Here is a 3,012-nt window from a genome sequence, read left to right on the forward strand (position 1 = left end):
TCGGCGCAGTTTTCGAACAATATAAGCACGTTCAACAAGGTAGCCCATGGGCTACCTTGTTGAACATACGGAGGCGAATGTTCAAGAAGGCTACCCACGCCAGAGCTTATAGTTATGCTCATTATTGCATAATTCGTCGTAGGAGTGGGGTAGCATCCGCACATCCGGCTTCACATCAGATGTTCGCACTCACCGCGTCCTTGGGACGATCCAAGCCTTAGCCCTCCACAGGTTCCATTGGCGACAACGGGTCCGCTTGCGCCAAGGTTCGCAGAGCTTCGCGACACCTCGGACAGACGTAAGCACCGTGATAGCGCCACGTGCTTTCTTCGACGTCGCCCTCTTCGCAAAAGAGACAGTCGGTGGCATGTTTGCGCAAGACCAGGTGATCCGCATCGGTGAAAAAGCCGACCGGCGTCCCGTGTACCCAGTGCAACGTCCGTCGTAATTCGATGGGGAGCACCACTCTACCCAACCTATCCAATCGTCGAGATACTCCGGTAGACAACACGTCGTATTCCTCCCCTTGATGAATCCTAGATACCCTCTTGTACGTCAAATTTGAAACAGTCGATCCCGATAGGCCGGACTGCACAGATACTCCTGATGCGACGGATAGAGAAGCACGCGGAGTTTGCGCAGATTCTTTTGATGCACGTTCCAGCGGACGTACTGCTGATGACTCGTATACAGCCTTGTGGATGTCCCAAAGCCAAGGCTTTTCAGATACGTCCGACACACGTCCGTGAGCGGTCCGTAAAGGACCAGTCGTGTGGCGCGGGTGCCCACACGCTGGAGGTAAGAGTGCCCCTCGATGTAGCCTCGCACAAAATCTAGGGTCGGGCGAAACGCGTCGGTCAGCGTCGGTTCCCACTGATGCTTCACACTAAAGATAAAACCGTAATCGGTAGTGCGCAGATACTTCGTGGTGCTGACCTTGGAGGCTCTGGTCACATACAAACCCGGAACCCACGTTTTGAGCAGGTCGACGTGCGAATCGTCCTGCTCCGTGATCCTGAGAAAGATGCGGTCTTTGTAGGTCGCGATGCGCGCACGTCCGGTCAGCCAACCCAACAGATAGTCTGGGATCGGCACCGGGTTCAGCCGATAATAGGTGTCGCAAAAAGCGTAGAACGCCTGGCGATACGACCCATAGCGTTTGATGAGGTCTTCGACCGTCGGTACCGAGACGGCGTCTTCTTTTGGTGCGACTCGATTCGGAGAAAGGTGGTTGTAGAGTTTTTGATAGCGAGCCTGTGAAGGAAAGATCCCACTTTTTCGGGACTGCCACAGTTGCAGAAACATCGGATACTCCATCGACTCTACCTGCACGGCCTTCGCCTCCTCGTCACGCCCATGGCTTGTAGTGTACTGGGAACGAGACTAAGAATCAAAAATCGAGCATGAAGCGTTTGTCACGCGTACCAGAAAGGCCCCAGTCGCCAACAGGACGTGTTGTATCGTCGAGGAAGTCTGTCCGCAGACCTCCGTATGACCGACACTTGAGCTGCGACATTCGATGAACCCTTTAAAGGAGGATGTCACAATGGGCTGATCAAAGCACCCACACACACGAAATTCCATAGGTACGTCATGTCACCGTTCGTCTGACGAATTGATATCACGTGCACCATGACCTTGGAACGCACGCTGTCACGTGTCTTCCGAAAGCGAAGGATACGGACGTTTCAAATTCCACATATTAGTCGAACTTGACTAGCGATAATTTAAACGTATCGCTAGTCATGTTGGTCGTCTTGTTAATTAGAAAAAGAATGTTACTTTTTCGTGTTCCTCTTCGTGGGCTGCTATGATAGACTTGATTCGACATTAACGATCCATTGGATGGCTTTCAGACCATTTTAAGGTGTGCTGTTTTGTCTCTCCGACCATGCCTTGTCAATTTTTTTTGGTAGAATAAGGACGTCCTACGGATAGAAAAAGAAGGGTGTGAAAGATGGTGAAAGTAACGAAGATGTTTGCCATTATTTTGCTGTTCCTAGAAATTTCTTTATTTTTCTTAAAAGACGTCTTCCCGGTGTTCAAAGAAAGCACTCCGTACATGCCTGTTATCCTTCTTGCCATCGACTTTATACCTGTCGTTGGAGAGTTCGTCATCCTTCGGAAACAAGAAAACCGTCAAGAACGAGATCGTTATACGTTTAATTTTTTGTATACGTCTGTCCTGATCGTGTCGTTGGTTCTCTACTTTCGGACTCCGCCCACACCCACTTCTTTGCTCATTCATTTTATGCTGTATGGGCTGATTCTTCTCGTTGACTACACAGAGATCGACTTCGTTGATCGTCATCGGAGACGGTTTGTTCTGTCGCTTTTTAGCTTTGTCGCCCTCTACTTCTGTTTCATTTTCATCAGTCTTCACTCGAACTCTCGTGTCGGGGTTGTCTTGGAAGGAGTCGACGTACTGGACGGGGTTAATCTCCTGATCGGCGTTGCCATCGTCGCTCGACGACTCCAGAAGATTTATTCTGACGTAAATACGACCTTGAACGAACGGTCTGAAACGTGGTGTCGTAAGACATTGGTTACGTTGAGTGTCGTCACCTTCGTTCTGATTGTACTCGCCGAATCGTTGTCGTTTTACGTACCCTATCGATATTTGACGCCAAATATACCTTTTTCTGACGCTTCAAACGGATTGTTTGGCTTAGAAACCCTTTCGACGTTTTTATTAGCAAGTGAGGCATATTACGTTTACTTGCTCAAAAAGCTTAAATTGAAAACGGAAAGGGTGTTTATCGGAGTTTTGGACGGTCTTCTTATTCTTTTGTTTCTCGCAAGCATCGTTTTGTCTTTTAATACGTTCCGTTCCGAAGAACTGATCGTAGGTCAACAAGCTTTTTTTGTCTTTCTTATGTGGAGTTTTCGAATCGGTGTTGAATATCTTCGAAAGCTCTTAGAAAACGGCCTTTCTTTAAGCAGTCCTGTAATGAAGCAATTTAAGATTTGCTAGATTAAAAAACCTCCTGGTATCGTGGTAGGTGACGAAAC

3 protein-coding genes are annotated in these 3,012 nt (G+C 48.4%); 1 reads left to right on the top strand and 2 read right to left on the bottom strand.

Going from position 1 to position 3,012, the window contains the following annotated elements:
• Window positions 1-217 precede the first annotated feature (217 nt).
• On the bottom strand, window positions 218-511 hold the full coding sequence (locus M4I36_RS14735) for an AbrB/MazE/SpoVT family DNA-binding domain-containing protein (RefSeq protein ID WP_258112519.1): 294 nt from the start codon (window positions 509-511) through the stop codon (window positions 218-220).
• A 44-nt stretch (window positions 512-555) separates the two neighbouring features.
• Entirely contained in the window at window positions 556-1,332 is a 777-nt protein-coding gene (locus tag M4I36_RS14740) for a hypothetical protein (protein ID WP_258112520.1), read from the bottom strand.
• A gap of 625 nt (window positions 1,333-1,957) precedes the next feature.
• Here M4I36_RS14740 and M4I36_RS14745 point away from each other — a divergent pair.
• Complete coding sequence (locus M4I36_RS14745) at window positions 1,958-2,974, top strand: hypothetical protein (RefSeq protein ID WP_258112521.1); 1,017 nt, start codon at window positions 1,958-1,960, stop codon at window positions 2,972-2,974.
• Window positions 2,975-3,012: the final 38 nt, after the last annotated feature.

The sequence above is a fragment of the Alicyclobacillus sp. SP_1 genome, assembly GCF_024706985.1.
GTDB lineage: Bacteria > Bacillota > Bacilli > Alicyclobacillales > Alicyclobacillaceae > Alicyclobacillus_I.

What these genes read in the sequence shown, in the direction of transcription:
- M4I36_RS14745 (WP_258112521.1), top strand. Translation starts at nt 1,958, where the DNA reads ATGGTGAAAGTAACGAAGATGTTTGCCATTATTTTGCTGTTCCTAGAA.